The 15,518-nt window shown below is 63.6% G+C and carries 16 protein-coding genes; 9 read left to right on the forward strand and 7 right to left on the reverse strand.

Going from position 1 to position 15,518, the window contains the following annotated elements:
- Window positions 1–170: 170 nt before the first annotated feature.
- On the reverse strand, window positions 171–1,523 hold the full coding sequence (gene gltX / locus B2Z70_RS12230; RefSeq protein WP_292983596.1) for a glutamate--tRNA ligase: 1,353 nt from the start codon (window positions 1,521–1,523) through the stop codon (window positions 171–173).
- A 160-nt stretch (window positions 1,524–1,683) separates the two neighbouring features.
- Here gltX and B2Z70_RS12235 point away from each other — a divergent pair, with 160 nt between their 5' ends.
- The 4 genes from B2Z70_RS12235 to B2Z70_RS12250 all read left to right on the forward strand — a co-directional run bounded on the left by B2Z70_RS12235 (window position 1,684) and on the right by B2Z70_RS12250 (window position 4,883).
- Window positions 1,684–2,475, forward strand: coding sequence for a DUF3667 domain-containing protein (locus tag B2Z70_RS12235; RefSeq protein ID WP_009801318.1), 792 nt, complete (start codon window positions 1,684–1,686; stop codon window positions 2,473–2,475).
- Window positions 2,472–3,473, forward strand: a complete 1,002-nt coding sequence (locus tag B2Z70_RS12240; RefSeq protein ID WP_292983597.1) for an NADP-dependent oxidoreductase — start codon at window positions 2,472–2,474, stop codon at window positions 3,471–3,473. Before B2Z70_RS12235 ends, B2Z70_RS12240 begins: the two co-directional genes overlap by 4 nt.
- A 199-nt stretch (window positions 3,474–3,672) precedes the next feature.
- Window positions 3,673–4,104, forward strand: a complete 432-nt coding sequence (locus B2Z70_RS12245) for a PaaI family thioesterase (protein WP_292983598.1) — start codon at window positions 3,673–3,675, stop codon at window positions 4,102–4,104.
- A gap of 56 nt (window positions 4,105–4,160) precedes the next feature.
- Complete coding sequence (locus B2Z70_RS12250) at window positions 4,161–4,883, forward strand: hypothetical protein (RefSeq protein WP_009801321.1); 723 nt, start codon at window positions 4,161–4,163, stop codon at window positions 4,881–4,883.
- On the opposite strand, the gene B2Z70_RS12255 is transcribed toward B2Z70_RS12250, so the two are convergent.
- Complete coding sequence (locus tag B2Z70_RS12255; protein WP_292983599.1) at window positions 4,868–5,059, reverse strand: hypothetical protein; 192 nt, start codon at window positions 5,057–5,059, stop codon at window positions 4,868–4,870. The genes B2Z70_RS12250 and B2Z70_RS12255 overlap by 16 nt on opposite strands.
- 208 nt (window positions 5,060–5,267) lie before the next feature.
- On the opposite strand from B2Z70_RS12255, the gene B2Z70_RS12260 reads away from it, so the two are divergent.
- On the forward strand, window positions 5,268–5,534 hold the full coding sequence (locus B2Z70_RS12260; RefSeq protein ID WP_009801323.1) for an HU family DNA-binding protein: 267 nt from the start codon (window positions 5,268–5,270) through the stop codon (window positions 5,532–5,534).
- Window positions 5,535–5,626: 92 nt separating this feature from the next.
- Here the strand turns inward: B2Z70_RS12260 and B2Z70_RS12265 are convergent, their stop codons facing one another.
- The 4 genes from B2Z70_RS12265 to B2Z70_RS12280 form a co-directional block, all read right to left on the reverse strand.
- Window positions 5,627–6,676 (reverse strand): flavin monoamine oxidase family protein, encoded by a 1,050-nt coding sequence (locus B2Z70_RS12265; protein WP_292983600.1) that lies wholly within the window; start codon window positions 6,674–6,676, stop codon window positions 5,627–5,629.
- Between the two features lie 24 nt (window positions 6,677–6,700).
- Complete coding sequence (locus tag B2Z70_RS12270) at window positions 6,701–8,077, reverse strand: class II 3-deoxy-7-phosphoheptulonate synthase (protein WP_040612474.1); 1,377 nt, start codon at window positions 8,075–8,077, stop codon at window positions 6,701–6,703.
- 149 nt (window positions 8,078–8,226) lie between these two features.
- Entirely contained in the window at window positions 8,227–9,630 is a 1,404-nt protein-coding gene (gene gor / locus B2Z70_RS12275) for a glutathione-disulfide reductase (RefSeq protein WP_292983602.1), read from the reverse strand.
- A 97-nt stretch (window positions 9,631–9,727) separates the two neighbouring features.
- A complete protein-coding gene (locus B2Z70_RS12280; protein WP_009801327.1) occupies window positions 9,728–10,201 on the reverse strand; it encodes a DUF2059 domain-containing protein in 474 nt (157 codons plus the stop codon).
- 56 nt (window positions 10,202–10,257) lie between these two features.
- Here B2Z70_RS12280 and radC point away from each other — a divergent pair, with 56 nt between their 5' ends.
- Window positions 10,258–10,971, forward strand: a complete 714-nt coding sequence (radC, locus tag B2Z70_RS12285) for a RadC family protein (protein WP_083783199.1) — start codon at window positions 10,258–10,260, stop codon at window positions 10,969–10,971.
- Between the two features lie 21 nt (window positions 10,972–10,992).
- On the opposite strand, the gene B2Z70_RS12290 is transcribed toward radC, so the two are convergent.
- The gene (locus tag B2Z70_RS12290) at window positions 10,993–11,382 is read right to left on the reverse strand and encodes a VOC family protein (RefSeq protein WP_009801329.1); all 390 of its coding nucleotides are present in this window, start codon (window positions 11,380–11,382) and stop codon (window positions 10,993–10,995) included.
- 36 nt (window positions 11,383–11,418) lie between these two features.
- Here B2Z70_RS12290 and B2Z70_RS12295 point away from each other — a divergent pair, with 36 nt between their 5' ends.
- From B2Z70_RS12295 to purB, 3 genes are all read left to right on the forward strand, one after another.
- Window positions 11,419–12,663, forward strand: a complete 1,245-nt coding sequence (locus B2Z70_RS12295; protein ID WP_292983607.1) for a threonine synthase — start codon at window positions 11,419–11,421, stop codon at window positions 12,661–12,663.
- 108 nt (window positions 12,664–12,771) lie between these two features.
- Window positions 12,772–14,058, forward strand: a complete 1,287-nt coding sequence (locus B2Z70_RS12300; RefSeq protein WP_009801331.1) for a spinster family MFS transporter — start codon at window positions 12,772–12,774, stop codon at window positions 14,056–14,058.
- Window positions 14,059–14,127: 69 nt separating this feature from the next.
- Window positions 14,128–15,432: an adenylosuccinate lyase gene (gene purB / locus B2Z70_RS12305; protein WP_292983609.1), complete on the forward strand. Its 1,305-nt coding sequence runs from the start codon at window positions 14,128–14,130 to the stop codon at window positions 15,430–15,432.
- The last annotated feature ends 86 nt before the right edge of the window (window positions 15,433–15,518 follow it).

The raw sequence follows: 15,518 nt of genomic DNA on the forward strand, positions 1-15,518 counted from the left end.
TTTCCCCTGCGTTGGCGCGCGGGGCTGGTGGCGCATGGGTCCCCGGGTCAAGCCCGAGGACCGAGATTTGGAGCTTTAACCTCTCCGCCTTCGGACGTGATCCGGAGGCCCATAAACAAAAAACCCCGGAGCCTGGCTCCGGGGTTTTGTCATTCACATGAAAGCCAGATCTAGACGGTCACGCCGTTGAGACGCGCCTTGGCTTTTTCTGCACCGATCAGCGGCAGGAGCTCGGCCATTTCCGGTCCGCGTTGCTGGCCGGTCAGCGCCATGCGCAGCGGCAGGAAGAGGGTCTTGCCCTTGCGGCCCGTCGCCTCTTTCAGCGCGTTGGTCCAGACGCCCCAGCTGTCCGCGGTCAGCTCGCCTTCGGGCAGAAGCTCGGCGGCCTGGGCGGCGAAGTCGGCGTCTTCATCGGCGATGGCCGGAGTGACCGGGCCCTCGATCAGACGCGCCCATTCCACCACATCCTTGAGCACGGTCAGGTTCGGACGCACGGCCAGCCAGAAGGCTTCGCCGCCATCTGCATCCAGCCCGGCCAGGCGATCGCGCACATCCGCGTAATCCATGGCGTGCACCAGCTTGGCGTTCAAACGCTTGAGTTCTTCAGGATCAAAGCGGGCCGGGGTGCGCGAGAGCTTGCCAAAATCGAACTCCTCAGCGAGCTGTTGCAGCTCGGAGCGCGCATCCACGGCGTCAGAGGTGCCGATCTTGGCGAGCAGCGAGCAGACCGCCATCGGCTCATAGCCTTCGATATCGCGCAGGTCTTCGATGGACAGCGAGCCCAGACGCTTGGACAGCTTGTCGCCATCCGCGCCCACCAGCAGCGCCATATGGCCCATGGCGGGCGCCGACCCTTTGCTGCCCAGCGCCTCGAAGATCTCGATCTGCGCGGCGGAGTTGGTGACATGGTCCTCGCCGCGGATGATGTGGGTGACCTTTGAATCGAGGTCATCCACCACGCTCGGCAGGGTGTAGAGATAGCTGCCATCAGCGCGGATCAGGATCGGATCGGAGACAGAGCTGGTCTCGATATGGCTCGGCCCGCGCACCAGATCGGTCCATTCGATGCGCCCGCCCGACAATTTGAAGCGCCAGTGCGGCTTGCGGCCTTCGGCTTCCAGCTTGGCTTTCTCTTCATCGCTGAGGCTCAGCGCGGCGCGGTCATAGACCGGCGGCTTGCCCTGGGCGCGCTGGATCTTGCGTTTGCGATCAAGCTCGTCCTCGGTCTCGTAGCACGGATACAGCAGGCCCTTCTCGATCAGCGCAGCCTTGGCGGTCTCGTATTTGTCGAAGCGCTCGGACTGCTTGAACGTCTCGTCCCAGCTCAGACCCAGCCAGGTGAGGTCGGCGCGGATCGCATCCTCGAATTCAGCGGTGGAGCGCTCCAGGTCCGTGTCGTCGATGCGCAGCAGCACCTGCCCGCCCTGGCCCCGCGCGAACAGGACGTTCATCAAGGCGGTGCGCACATTGCCCACATGCAGCTTGCCGGTGGGGCTGGGGGCGAAACGGACTTTCACGGTCATGGATATCGACTCTGATTATGAGACAGGCGCGCGACGGGCGCGCGAACTAAAGCGCGGCTTTAGACCGCCGCCCTCGCGTCGTCAAACGGGTGAGTGCGGAGAAACGCTTGATGATTGAAGCGGACAAGGCGATCCTTGCCGCCTTCGCTGGGGGAAAGTGATGAGCCAAGAGCCGCAAACGCCGGTCGGTCCGGGACCCAAAGGGCCCCAGCTCGATGACATGCTCGACAGTCTGATGGGCTGGAACCGCAGCTTCATCCGGACGCTCAAGGACGGCTTTCTCAAGCCTGAAGAGGTCGCAGGCGCGATCCTGCAGCAGGAAAGCTCAAGTTACGCCAACCCCATTCGGCTGCTGGTCTTCCTGTTCGGGATCTACATGACCCTGACGGTCTTCATGGTCGGTCCGGATGCGCAGAATGTGGAAGCCTTCACGCCCGCCGCCCCCGAAGTCCTGAACGCCTGGCTGATCGCACAAGGCTCCAGCCTGGAAGAGGTCAATGAAGTCTGGAGCTTCTGGCTGCAGATCATGATCTGGCCGATCATGGTGATTTCCTCCCTGCCCTACGCGCTGCTGTTCAAGGCCTATGCGCCCGGGCGCACGCTCTACGGCGCGGTGCTGGTCTATCTGACCACCATCAACACGATGACAGCGGCCCAGATCCTCCTGACGCTGGTCCTTGCGATCTTCATGGACAATGCCGCGAGCGTCGCTCTTGGTCTGCTGATGGTCATGGTCCTGTATTTCTACATCACCGGACGCGTGATCTACGCTCATTATGCGCGGACGCTGACGGGCACGATACTGAAGCTCTTTTCCTTCGTCCTGTTGACCCCCGTCACCATAGTGATCACCTTGCTGCTTCAGGTCCTCACCTTCGATCAGGTTATGGAGCATCGCTTTGATCTGAACGTGTCGGACATCATCGAGCTGAGGGGAGACACAGCGCCATGAATTCTCGCGAAATCCGCCTGACCCAGCATTTCACGGGCCCCGTGAAATCGGACTATTTCGAGATGGCGGAGGTAGAGCTTCCCGAACCGGGCGAAGGCGAGGTTCTGGTCAGGAACGCCTGGCTGTCCGTCGACCCCTACATGCGCGGCCGCATGATCGGCGTGAAAACCTATATCGACCCTTTCGAGGTCGGCGCCCCGCTTGAGGGCGGCGCGGTCGGACAGGTCGTTGCGTCCAATGCCGACGGCTTTGCCGAAGGCGACTGGGTCATGAGCATGAAGGGCTGGCGCGAAGGTTATGTGGCGCCCGCCAACACCCTCACCAAGATCGACGCCAGCGTGCTTCCGCCTGAAGCCTATCTGGGCGTGGCCGGTCTGACCGGCATGACCGCCTATATCGGCCTCAAGCGCATCATCGAACTCAAGGCTGGCGAAACCCTGTGGATGAGCGCAGCGGCCGGCGCGGTCGGATCGGCCGGCGTTCAGTTCGCCAAGGCCATGGGCGCCAATGTCATCGCCACCGCCGGCGGCGCGGAAAAGACGGCCTTCTGTTCTGAAATCGGCGCGGACGCCGTGGTCGATTACAAGGCCACCGATGATCTCGCCGGCGCCGTGCGCGCGGCGGCCGAGCCGTTCGGCGGCGTGGACGCCTATTTCGAGAATGTCGGCGGCGATCACCTGCAAGCCGCGCTCGATGTCATCAAGCCCCATGGCCGCATGGCCGTTTGCGGCATGATTGCCCGCTATAATGACGACCAGCCCCTGCCCGGCCCGACCAACCTCACCCAGATCATCGCCAAGAAGCTCAAGGTCCAGGGCTTCATCCTGTCAGACCATTTCGATCTGCAGGGCGAGTTCATCTCGGATCTGTCGGACTGGATGATGGCCGGCAAGGTGAAAACCCGCGACACCGTCTATGAAGGCATCGAGCAGACCCCGGACGCCTTCATGGGGCTCTTCACAGGCGCCAATATCGGCAAGATGCTGGTCAAGCTCTGACGCTGCGCCGGTCCGGCGACGCCAACACAGTCGCCGGACCGGACTTCAACACGGCCTTGATTCCAAGGCTACATTCACAAGGCGAGTTCCAGTCGGCTCGACACGCCTGTTATACGTCTTGTGAAGACTTTGGTTCTAATGGTTACCCGTACCGTTATTCGAGACAGGACGGTCGTCTGTCAGAGGACCGAGGGTTTCCATGAACGTAGATCAGTTGAACGCGCGTGCAGAGGGCCGTCTCGCCGGCCTTGTCGGGCTTGAGGTTCTCGAGGCCACTCAGACCCGCATTCGCGGAGCGCTTCTGGTGCGGCCCGAATTGCAGGCGCCGACCGGTTTCCTGCATACGGCGACCATCATCGCCATGCTCGACACCCTCGCCGGGTATGGCGCGGGCATGAACATGCCTGATCGCGCCATCGGCTTTACGACCATCGAAGTCTCCTCGAGCTTCTTCGGCACCGCCCGCGAAGGCCGGGTCATCGGCGAAGCCGTCCCCATTCACCGCGGCAGCACCACCCAGGTCTGGTCGGCCAATTGCTGGCGCGAGGGCGACAACAAGGAAATCGCGGTCTTCCGCTGCACCCAGATGGTGCTCTATCCCCAGCGGCGCGGCGATCACAAGGAAGACTAGCTTCAACGCGAGCGCGTTTCGGGCCACACTGTCCCTTCCGGGGCAAGGGGGCGCGCATGAGCGGGTCAGAGATTGAGGATCAGGACCGCAAGGATCGCGAGGATCTGATCGAAGACACGCTGGGCTTCAATCTACGCAGCATCAAAACGCTCTACGCCTTGCTGGCCAGCCCCCGCTCGGTCATGCGGGCCATTGTGGAGCGTGACCGTGAACGCTTCACCCCCATGATCCGTCTCTTTCTGGGGCTGATGGGCGTGCAGGTCGCCCTGTCAGTCATCTGGGGCGGCCATGCCGGCATACTCGAACAGTCGCTCAGTCGGCTCTCTGAAGAGCAGCTGCAGGACCTGCAGACCCTGGTCGACAGACCGCTCGACGAATTCTACGCCATTTTCGGAACCATCATCGGCTTCCTTCAGCCCATCCTGGTCGGCCTGTTCACCGCGGGCTCGGTGCTGGTCCTGCGCCTGATGGGCGAACGTCGCCCCTTCAGCGTCAATCTCAACCTGATGTTTGCGACCCTCAATGCCGGCAGCACGATCGGTCTGGTGGTGATGATACCCCAGACCCAGCTGGACCTGCCCTGGTCGATCGGGATGGGTCTGGTGATGCTGGGGTATTTCCAGGCGTTCTTCAGAGGCATGCCCGAAAGCATCATCGGCACGGGTTTGAAGCGCTGGGGTTACAGCCTGCTCATGACGCTGGTTCTGATCATCCTGATCCTGATCGCCGGCCTCGTCATGCAGGTCACGGCCTTGTTCGGCGCCTATATCTGGCCCTGACGCGCCGCGCGTTGCATCCGCCCGACTACGCCGCCGCCTATGACCGCGGCGACAAAGCAGGCCAGCGTGCCGTTTCCGAACATGTGAACGAAGCCTGCATAGGACAGGCAGGTGGCGGCGACCGCGAGGCCGATGGCGCTGATTCTGTTCAGCCATGAGACAGGTGCGTAGGTCATGGTTTCCTGAGAGCAAACAACAGGCCGTTTTCGTAGCCATTTGTTTACCATAACGCGTAATTTCCCGTTAGGACTGCACACCAATTCAGCGGAAACGCCTGTATAGCCTTGCAATCAACGATCAGAATCGCGCTTCATGGCGCTGTCCAACGTTGGCGGGTTGCGATTCCCACGCTTCCGCCTTTTTTAAACCAAGGGGGGAACCCTGATGAATAAATCTGAACTCGCCAAAGCCATCGCCGACAAAGCTGGCATCACCAAAGCCCAGGCCAGCGACGCAATCGACGCGTTCGCAGACGCCATCGTCGGCGCAGCGAAGTCTAACGACTCCGTGCAGCTGGCGGGCTTCGGCACCTTCCACGCCAAACACCGCGAAGCGCGCGAAGTGCGCAACCCGCGCACCGGCGAAAAAATGATGTCCAAAGCCAAGACGCAACTGGCCTTCCGCCCGGCGTCTGCGCTGAAAGACATCTAAGCGTTTTCCGCCCCCGGGCGGACATGCTGATGCGAAACCGCCGCCCGAAAGGGCGGCGGTTTTCTTTTGCGGCTATGCGCTGAGGCCTGGGATCAGGCGCTGGCCGGGAAGAGACGCTCCATCGCAGCATCGGCCGCCTCAAGCGCCCCCTCGATAAGGCCGCCATGTCCTTGCGACGCCTCCGCGCCCGCAAAGGCCAGACGCCCCTCAAGCCAGGTCTGCGACAAGGCCGGCTCGCCATACGGGGGATGCTCGCGCGGTCCGGGGCTGTCGGCAGGGGTCGCGGTGAGCGGATCGGACGCCCAGTCCTTGAACACGATCTCGACCGGGCGCCCGGCCTCGGCGCCAAACAGGCGCTCCAGCTGGCTCAGGGTCTCGGCCTGCAACGTCTCCGCCCGACGTCGCCGGATGCCATGCGGCCAGCCGTAAAAGCCAAAGAGCGCAAACCGGCCCGCTTCATCATCGCTATGGTCCACCACTTCCATCAACGGTCCGACCTGGCTGACCGCCGAGCCTGACAATCCCGCCTCACGCCAGAACGGCGCGTCGTACCGCAGCGAGATCTTGGCGTGCGCGGCCATCCAGGTGGGCCAGCGCGTCAGCGCCGCCTTCAGCGTATCAGGCAGCAACGGGCTGAAGCTCCAGCCTGCAATCAGCGGCGGCGGCGCAGCAAGGATCACATGGCGCGCCTGAATACCCTGCCCGTTCGAAATCCGCACCTCGACTCCCTCGCCTGCAAGCGCGATTTCATGCACGTGCGCGTTCAGGGCCAGCCTGTCAGGCGGAAGGGCTTTGGCCAGACGCCGGGCCAGCTCATACGGGCCGCCTTCCAGCCGCGCCGCATCGGCGTAGCGTTTGGGAAAATCCAGCGTCTGCACGCCCGCCGGCGTTTCATACCGCAAGGCGCCGCGCTCGGGCTGGGCGAAGACGCGAAGGCCGAGGGCCTCGATCAGGCCGCGCACGCGCGGCTGGTGCGCGGGCCAGACCCAGGACGGTCCCAGATCCAGCCCGGCTTCGGCATAAGCGCGACCGCCAACCCGGTCCCGCGCTTCAACGATCTGATAGTCGAGCCCGAGGGCCTGCGCGCGCGTCGCCGCACGCAGGCCGCTGATCCCGGCTCCGATGATCACAAGGTCCAGCATGGCCCCGAGGTCGAGTGCGACCGTCTATTCCGCGGCGACCTGACCGCGCTTCAGGCCCTGGGCGGGCTTGAGGGCGTCCGAGATCTGGAAGGCCATCTCCAATGCCTGATCGGCGTTCAGGCGCGGATCGCAATGGGTGTGATAACGGCTCGACAGGTCCGCTTCGGACAGATGACCGGCGCCGCCGACGCATTCGGTCACGTCCTGCCCCGTCATCTCGAAATGCACCCCGCCCGGCTCGGCGCCCTCGGCGCGCAGCACCTCGATGAAGGTGCGCAGCTCGGCCAGCACCTTGTCGAAGTCCCGCGTCTTGTAGCCATTGGCGGCCTTGTGGGTGTTGCCGTGCATCGGGTCACACGACCAGATCACATTGCGGCCCTCGGACTGCACCTTGCGCACCAGCGGCAACAGGCCATCGGCCACCTTGTCCGCGCCCATGCGCACATACAGGATCAGACGGCCCGCCTCGTCGCGCGGATTGAGCACGTCGATCAGACGGATCAGTTCGTCGGGATCGAGCGTCGGGCCGCATTTGAGCCCGATCGGGTTCTCGATGCCGCGCATGAACTCCACATGGGCATGGTCCGGCTGACGAGTCCGGTCGCCAATCCACAGCAAATGGGCGCTGGTGTCGTACCAACGGCCCGAATTGCTCTCCATCCGGGTCAGGGCCTGCTCGAACGGCAGGTGCAGCGCCTCGTGTGAGGTGAAGAAATCCACCCCTTCCAGAGACGGCGCGCCGTCCGGGGTCACGCCGCAGGCGCGCATGAAGGCCAGCGCCTCGCCAATCCGGTCGGCGTATTCCTGATAGCGCTCGCCCGCCGGGCTGCCCGCCAGAAAATCCAGCGTCCACTGGTGCACATTGTGAAGGTCGGCATAGCCGCCCGACGCCAGCGCCCGCAGCAGGTTCAGCGTCGCGGCCGACTGGTCATAGGCGCGGATCAGACGCTCGGGATCGGGCACCCGCGCCTCTTCGGTGAAAGCCATGTCATTGATGGAATCCCCGCGATAGCTCGGCAGGGTGACGCCATCGATGGTCTCGGTGTCTGACGAGCGCGGCTTGGCGAACTGGCCTGCAATGCGGCCCACCTTCACCACCGGCTTGGCGCTGGCGAACGTCATGACCACCGCCATCTGCAAGAGCACGCGGAAGGTGTCGCGCACGGTCTCGGCGGAAAACTCCTTGAAGCTTTCGGCGCAATCACCGCCCTGCAGCAGAAAGGCCTGACCCGCGGACACATTGGCGAGCTGGCTCTTCAGCCGACGCACCTCGCCTGCAAAGACCAGCGGAGGGCGCTTGGCGAGCTCGGATTCCACCCAATAGAGCTTGTCCATATCGGGATAAGCCGGCATTTGCTTGCCAGGTTTGGATCTCCAGCTCTCAGGGCTCCACAGGGTCATGGCCTTCGCCTTTCTCGTATTTGGCCGGACATAGTAACGGCGATTGTGCAACGCAGTAAGCCCCGAAGGTCCGCTTCGGGGCGCACTGCGTGCAAAAAGCAACGATGATGGTTACGGGGTGATGCATTCACCCCACAGGATCGACGACTTTATTCCGCAGCGCGCAATTCGGGCGGGATCCACTTCTCCTTCATGGTCACCAACTCCTCGGCGACACTGGGATGGACCGCACAGGTGGCGTCGAACTGCTCCTTGGTCAGTCCCGCCTTCACGGCAATGCCGACCGCCTGGATGATCTCCGGGCTGTCATCGCCCACCAGATGCACGCCGATCACGACCTGATCGGAGGGGCGCACGATCATCTTCATCATCATGCGGTCGGGATGATCCGTGATGATGCCCTTCATGGGCCGGAACTGGGACTTGTAGATATCCACCTCGCCATACTGATGGCGGGCCTCGGCCTCGGTCAGCCCGACCGTGCCCACAGGCGGCTGGGTGAAGACGGCGCTGGGAATGGTGGAATGATCATAGGCGTTCGGCTTGCCGCCGAAGACCGTGTCCACAAAGGCCGCGCCCTCGCGGATCGCCACCGGGGTCAGGTTCACGCGGTCTGTGACATCGCCCACCGCATAGATGTTCTCAACGCTGGTCCTGGAGTATTCATCGACCTTGATCGCGCCCTTCTCATCGACCTCGACGCCCGCCGTCTCCAGACCCAGGCCCCGGGTATAGGGATCGCGGCCAATCGCGAAGACGACCTGGTCCACATCCTCGATCACATCGCCATTCTTCAGGGTGACGCGCTTGATTTTCGCGTCCTCGTCAATCTGCTCGACCTTCTCGAACACGGTATGGGTGATCACGCGCACGCCCGCCTCCTTGAGGCCTTCATGGACGGCGGTGCGCACATCATCATCAAAGCCGCGCAGCACGGTCTCGCCCCGGTAGACAAGGCAGGTCTCGACCCCCAGTCCAGCGAAGACCTGGGCGAATTCGACCGCGATATAGCCGCCGCCGGCGATCACGATGTGCCTGGGCAATTCGGGCAGGTGAAACAGCTCGTTGGACGTAATGGTGTGCTCGACGCCCGGAAGGCTCTCGTCCTTATTGGGCGCGCCGCCGACGGCGATGAGGATGTGTTTCGCCGTCACCGTACGATCCTGATTGACAAGGCGTATGGTGTTCGGCCCTTCAAGCTCGGCGCGGTCCTCGATCAGCTCGACGCCCGCATTGGCGAGATTGCGCGAATAGATGCCCGACAGGCGATCCACTTCCGCATTCATCGTGTCGCGGAAGGTCGGCCAGTCAAAGCTCGGCTCGCCCACATCCCAGCCATAGGCCCTGGCCTGCTTGAAGCTCTTGGAGAAGCCGGACGCGTAGACCATGTATTTCTTGGGCACGCAGCCGCGGATGACGCAGGTGCCGCCGGGACGGTATTCCTCGGCCACGGCGACCTTTTTGCCCATCATGGCGCTCAGACGCGAGGCCCGCACGCCGCCAGAGCCTGCCCCGATTGTGAACAGGTCATAGTCAAACTCGTGATCGGCCATGTCGCGCCCTTCCGTGATTCAGTCTCGTCAGTGTGCGTATGTGTGCACACTGACCGGTTAGGTCAAATCACGGGGGTGTGGAAGATGGGGAAACCGCTTACTCGGTCATGATGGCGTCGATCTGAGGCTGAATGCCCATCATGGCCGAAATGCCCAGCTGCTCGGACACCCGCCCGACCTGGTCCATGAGCTGGGGCATGGCCACCACCAGCTTCTGGCCGGTCTCGGTTTCATAGAAGGCGTTGATCTCTTCCAGCTCTTCCAGCGTGAACGCCTCGGCATAGGCCGACGCGCTCTGGACGATGATCTGCGGGACAAGATCGGTCAGGGTCTGCTCGATCAGGGCCATGGCCTGCGCGATCTGGGCGTCAGAGGCTGTCGCGTACTGGCTTCGCAGGGCCGGCTCCATGCTGGGCATCATCATGCCCATCATCATGGCGGCCGCATCGGCGCTGCCTGTCAGCTCCATCATGCGCTCGGCCTCGGCGAGACGCAGTTCAGGATCGCTCTGCGCCAGGCTTGGCGCCGTGAGAAACAGGGCGGCGCTGACGGCCAGGACAAGACGGATCATATTTCCCCTCCAAGATCACTCGATAGCGGCTATTCTCCTATCAGGCGAATAGCAGTCTGGCGAGCCCCACATTGAGCGAATCCCCAAAGTCTCCAACACCTTCTCACCATGCCGGCCATCGCGACCGATTGCGGGCGCGCTTTGCCGAGGCCGGCGGTCCGGGGCTCGCAGACTACGAGCTTCTGGAACTGGCCCTGTTTCGCTCCATTCCCCGCCGCGACGTCAAACCGCTCGCAAAGGCGCTGATCGCCCGATTTGGCGGTCTGGGCGGGGTGTGCGCAGCGGACCTGCATCAGCTCAAGGAGGTGAAGGGCGTCTCTGAAAAGACCGCGCTCGATCTCAAGCTGATCGAGGCTCTGGCGGTGCGCATGGCGCGTGAACAGGTGGTGGGACGGCCGATCCTGTCAAGCTGGTCGGCGCTTCTCGATTATCTGCGCACCGCGCTTCAGCACGCCGCCACCGAACAGTTCCGGGTTCTGTATCTGGACAAGAAGAACCGCCTCGTCGCCGACGAGCATCAGGCGCGCGGTACGGTGGATCATGCGCCCGTCTATCCGCGCGAAGTGGTCAAGCGCGCCTTGGCGCTCGACGCCAGCGCGCTCATCCTCGTGCACAATCACCCCAGCGGCGATCCCACCCCGTCCCATGCCGATATCGAGATGACCAAGCTCGTCATCAGCGCCGCCAAACCGTTCAACATCGTGGTCCATGACCATCTGGTGATCGGGCGCGAACGGACCGCGAGCTTCAAGAGTCTGGGATTGCTTTAGAAGGGCGGGACAGCCAGCCCGCTAGGCCGGCGGCGTTCCCGGCTCCCACAGCTCGATCTTCACCCCGTCAGGATCCATCACCCAGGCGAAGCGGCCATAGTCAAAGCTCTGAGGCTCGCCGATCAGATCGGTTCCCGACGCCGCGATACGTTCAAGCAGGGCGTCCAGATCCGACACGATGAGATTGATCATGAAAGTCTGGGCGGACGGTTCGAAATAGTCCGAGCCGCTCTCGAAACGGGCGAAGATCGTGCGTGCCCCCTCCCCGAAGGCTTTCGCCGCATCCGCATGGGCGAAATCAAATCCCCCATAAGAATTAAGCTCTAAACCCAGAACCTCTTGATACCAGCGCTTGCTCGCGTCAGGATCGCCGGACTTCACGAATATGCCGCCAACACCCAGAACCGGCATGCCTGCCTCCTTCTCAATTTGCCCTCACGGTGACCCATGCGCCCTGCCCCGTCCAATTATTTCACTCATCTTGAATGCTCCATGACGGGGACGCGACTGGACAAGGACACGGCGCATAACCTGTCTCCCGAAGGCTGGCCGCTGCTGGCGCGCTATGACCTTGAGACGATGAAGCGCGAGGTGGACCGCGACGCCATCGCCGCTCGTCCCGCCCATGAAGAAGCCGGGTTCTGGAAATGGCGCGAGCTGTTGCCGGTCGCGCGGAACGAGGACGTGGTCTCTCTGGGCGAGGTGGACACGCCTTTGATCGAAACGCCGAAGGTGGCCGCCGCGCTGGGGCTCACCGCCCCGCTCTGGGTCAAGGATGAGGGCCGCCTGCCCACCGGCAGCTTCAAGGCGCGCGGTCTGGCGCTGGCGGTGTCCATGGCGAAATCGTTTGGCGTGAAGACCATGGCGATGCCCACCAATGGCAATGCCGGCGCAGCGCTCTCCGCCTATGGTGCGCGAGCCGGAATGACCACCTATTCCTTCTGCCCCGCCGATACGCCCGAGGTGAATGTGCGCGAGATCGCGGCGCAGGGCGGGCAGGTGTTCCGGGTGAACGGGCTGATCCACCAGTGCGGCGCCATAGTGGGCGCGCTCAAGGAGGAGATGAGCTGGTTTGACGTCTCCACCCTCAAGGAGCCCTACCGGATCGAGGGCAAGAAGACGATGGGGATCGAGCTCGCCTGGCAAATGGGCTGGAAACTGCCCGACGCCATCTTCTACCCCACCGGCGGCGGCACCGGCCTGATCGGCATGTGGAAGGCCTTCGACGAGATGGAGAGACTGGGCTGGATCGGCTCGGAGCGTCCGAAGATGTTCGCCGTGCAGGCCGAGGGCTGCGCGCCCATCGTCAAGGCGTTCGAGGCGGGCGAAGAGCACGCGCCCGAATGGCTGGACGCCCATACATTCGCGTCGGGCATTCGCGTGCCTAAGGCGATTGGCGATTTCCTGATCCTGCGCGCCGTGCGTGAAAGCGGCGGGTCGGCGCTGGCGGTTTCAGACGCCCAGATCGAAACGGCGCGCCAGCTCTGTGGACGCGAAGACGGTCTGCTGTTGTGCCCGGAAGGCGCCGCCACCCTAGCCGCCTGTCAGTCCGCCTTGTCACAGGGTCTGATCCAGAAGGATGCCGAAGTCGTATTGTTCAATTGCGGATCCGGGCTGAAATACCCGCTGCCCGACCTGGCCCGAACCCTTGATCGCACCCAGCCCATAACCCCGGCCATGCTGGCGCCGTGAAGGACGCTCTGAAAACCCTCACTGAATTGTAATGAACACGCCGCTTTAACGGAATCGTCTCTCTATCGCATAACCCGGCCTCTTTTGAGCCGCCCCCGAGGGATCGCCATGAGCACCCCCGCGCCTTTCACCGCGAAACGACCCGCCGCCAGAAACGCCTGGACGGCTCTGGGCGTTCTGCTTGTGGTCTACCTCGTCAACTTCATGGACCGGCAGGTCTTTGCCGTGCTTCAGGAAGAGTTCCGAACCGATCTCAACCTGAGCGACAGCCAGCTGGCCTTGCTGGGGGGCACGGCTTTCGCCCTGTTCTACGCCACCCTGGGCATTCCCATCGCCATCCTGGCCGACCGCACCAATCGGGTCCGGCTGATCGCGGCGGCGTGTGTTGTCTGGAGCGTGTTCACCGCGCTCTCGGGCATGGCGTCCAACTTCATCCAGATGCTGCTGGCCCGCATCGGCGTGGCGTCGGGCGAGGCTGGCGGCGTGTCGCCGTCCTACTCGGTCCTGTCTGACTATTTCCCCCCTTCCAAACGCGCTTTCGCCATCGGGCTGTTCTCGGTGGGCGCGCCGCTGGGGCTGACCGCCGGTTCGGCCCTGGGCGCCTTCATCGCCGACGCGCTGAGCTGGCGCTGGGCCTTCGTGCTGGTCGGCCTGCCAGGCGTGCTGCTGGCGCTGGTGCTGGTGGTTCTGGTCAAGGAACCGCGCCGGGGCATGTTCGACACCGAAGCCCTGCGCGCGCAGAAAGCCAATGCGCTTGGCGCCCTGAAGCTGGTCTTCGCCACGCCCTCCCTGCGCCTGTTCACGGCGGCGGCGGCCGTCACCTCCTTTGCCGGATACAGCCTGTATCAATGGGCGCCCTCCTTCCTCATCCGCTCTCAGGGCATGACCCTTGAGGAAGTGGGCGCCGGGCTGTCGCCGCTCTTCGCGCTCGGACTTGTCGGCTCCGTGGCGGGCGGCTGGATCGCGGACCGGATCGGGCCAAACCGCCCCGAAGCCTATGGCGTCATTCCCGGACTGACTCTGCTGCTGACCGTGCCCTTCTTTCTGGGCGGGCTGATGGTGCGCGATGGCGGGATGAGCCTGATCTTCTTCGCCATTCCGCTGCTGCTCAGCTATGCCTGGATCGGTCCGGGGCTGGCCGCGACCCAGACCCTCACCCCGCCGGCCTCTCGCGCGGCGGTGGCGGCCATCATCGGCTTCTTCAACAATCTCATCGGCATCGGCCTCGGACCGCTTGCGGTCGGCGCGCTCTCAGACTTCCTGCGCCAGAGCCACAGTGAAGGCGAAGCCCTGCGACTGGCGCTGATGGCGGGCAGTTGCGCTTTCGCCCTGGCGGCGGCGCTGTTTGTCGCGGCGGGCTATGCGCTCAAGCGTGATCTGAAGTCGCGGACTTGACGCGGCGGGCCGGTTGGCGCTGTTTGCGCGCAAACCTGCCCGTTTCGCTAGTCGTGAGAGCCGCGCCCCATGATCCCTCGCTATACCCGGCCTGAAATGGCCGACATCTGGTCGCCCCAAACCAAATACCGCATCTGGTTCGAGATCGAGGCCCACGCCACCGACAAGCTGGCCGAGCTGGGCGTGGTGCCCGCCGACGCCGCCAAGGCGGTCTGGAAAGCCAGGGACATGGAGTTCGACGTCGATCGCATCGACGAGATCGAACGCGAGGTGAAGCACGACGTCATCGCCTTCCTGACCCATCTGGCCGAACTTGTGGGCGAGGACGCCCGCTTCGTGCACCAGGGTCTCACCAGCTCCGACGTTCTGGACACCTGCCTTGCGGTGCAGCTCAAGCGCGCCTCTGATGTGCTGCTGGAGGGTTTGGACCGTCTGCTGGCGGCGCTGAAGAAGCGCGCCTTCGAGCACAAGATGACCGCCTGCATCGGCCGCAGCCACGGCATCCACGCCGAGCCGACCACGATGGGTCTGAAGTTCGCCCGCTTCTACGCCGAGATCGACCGCAACCGCGCCCGTCTGGCAGCGGCGCGCGAGGAGATCGCCACCTGCGCGATTTCCGGCGCCATCGGCACCTTCGCCAATGTGAACCCGGCGGTTGAGGCTCATGTGGCCGAAAAGCTCGGCCTGGCCATCGAGCCGATCTCCACCCAGGTGATTCCGCGCGACCGACATGCGGCCTTCTTCGCCGTGCTGGGCCTGATCGCCTCTTCGATCGAGAACATCGCCATCGAGGTGCGCCACCTTCAGCGCTCGGAAGTGCGTGAGGCGCAGGAATTCTTCTCCAAGGGCCAGAAGGGCTCCTCGGCCATGCCGCACAAGCGCAACCCGATCCTGACCGAGAACCTGACGGGTCTGGCGCGTCTCGTGCGCTCCGCCGTCACCCCGGCCATGGAAAACGTCGCGCTCTGGCATGAGCGGGACATTTCCCACTCGTCCGTCGAGCGCGGCATTGGCCCGGACGCCACGGTGCATCTCGATTTCGCCCTGCACCGCACCGCCTCGATGATCGAGGGCCTGATCGTGCATGAGGACCGCTGCCGTGAGAATCTGGAAGCCTATGGCGGCATCCACAATTCCCAGCGCGTCTTGCTGGCGCTGACCCAGGCTGGCGCGTCGCGCGAGGATTCCTATCGTCTCGTCCAGCGCAACGGCATGAAGACCTGGGATGAAGGCGGCAAGCTGGTCGATCACCTCAAGGCGGATGAAGGCGTGACCGCGCTTCTCTCAAACGCGCAGATCGAAGCCTGCTTTGACGAGGGCTATCACTTCAAGCACGTGGACACGATCTTCGACCGGGTCTTCGGCGAGAGCTGATCGCAACCTTCCACCTCGAAGAACGAGAAAACGCCGCCCATTCAGGCGGCGTTTTTATTGGGGACAGATAGACGGGGACAGCGAAC

It is taken from the genome of Oceanicaulis sp. UBA6590 (assembly GCF_002433705.1).
Lineage (GTDB): Bacteria > Pseudomonadota > Alphaproteobacteria > Caulobacterales > Maricaulaceae > Oceanicaulis.